General features: G+C 31.0%; 2 protein-coding genes. One reads left to right on the top strand and one right to left on the bottom strand.

The window, feature by feature from the left end; translation table 11 throughout:
- Window positions 1-217: 217 nt before the first annotated feature.
- On the bottom strand, window positions 218-529 hold the full coding sequence (locus ACFIJP_RS09400; RefSeq protein ID WP_114647946.1) for an XRE family transcriptional regulator: 312 nt from the start codon (window positions 527-529) through the stop codon (window positions 218-220).
- 94 nt (window positions 530-623) lie between these two features.
- Between ACFIJP_RS09400 and ACFIJP_RS09395 the strand changes: the two genes are divergently transcribed.
- A partial coding sequence (locus ACFIJP_RS09395) for a hypothetical protein (protein WP_375627154.1) occupies window positions 624-880 on the top strand: 257 nt, incomplete at its 3' end.

The following is an 880-nucleotide window of genomic DNA, read 5'->3' as shown; positions in this document are numbered from 1 at the left end:
CAGAATTTATAAACACTGGTTTCTTCACAAATGCCTCCATACTGCCTATTGGCAAAAGTTATTTTCTAAGATATGGAACTTATATTTCATTATTTATGAAAATTGTCAATATAAAAATTCAGAAAATATGAAATTTTAATAAAGTGTAGGTTAATTATGGATAAACTAATGTTAGAAAAACTTTGGAATTGTGGAGATAAAAAAGTGATGGCTGCTATTATTTTTTGTCTGAAGAACAAGAATTCTGAAGAATCGTTAAAACAGCTTTCTGAACTTCGGGATTTGCTTGATAATACAGTTGAATAAACTGTTCAGATTCTTTGATTAGAAAAGGGGGGATTTCGCCAAAAAAATCAATAATTTCTATTAATTCACTTGCTTTTATTGATCTTTTTGTACCTGAATCATGCAACATACTAGTTAAGGTAGATGGTAACACTCCTAAATGCTTGGCTAGCATTTTCTTACTACCATGACCATTTTTAGCTAATTGCGCATTAAGCCATACCTTTAACTGATCTGATTCCATAAAATACAAAGTCTTTCATATGAAATGAAAAATCAATAAAAAAAATATGAAATTTTATCTTGATAAAATTCATAAAATATGAAATTTTATCTTTATGAAAAAAGAACCTGCGTATACTATAATAAAATATCTAGGGGGGGCTGTTAACGTTTCGCGTATTTTGAAGAAATGTAAAGGTGCTGTTTATCGTATCACTTATTCTAAAGAGAAGGGTGGTTCTAATGGATTGTTTCCTTCAATTTATCAAGCGCAGTTATTAACCTACGCACGTGATCATGGGATAGATTTGCGTCCAGAAGATTTTTTTTATCCCGAGCGCTTGCAGAGATTAATGCAAGAGCAACACCCCCC

Origin of the sequence: Bartonella sp. MU37NMGALS (genome assembly GCF_042194015.1) — a bacterium.
GTDB lineage: Bacteria > Pseudomonadota > Alphaproteobacteria > Rhizobiales > Rhizobiaceae > Bartonella > Bartonella grahamii.
This window is presented reverse-complemented; position numbering and strand designations above follow the sequence as displayed.

Bases quoted from the DNA above. Each gene is read 5' to 3' on its own strand.
- ACFIJP_RS09400 (WP_114647946.1), bottom strand. From the start codon at position 529: ATGGAATCAGATCAGTTAAAGGTATGGCTTAATGCGCAATTAGCTAAA.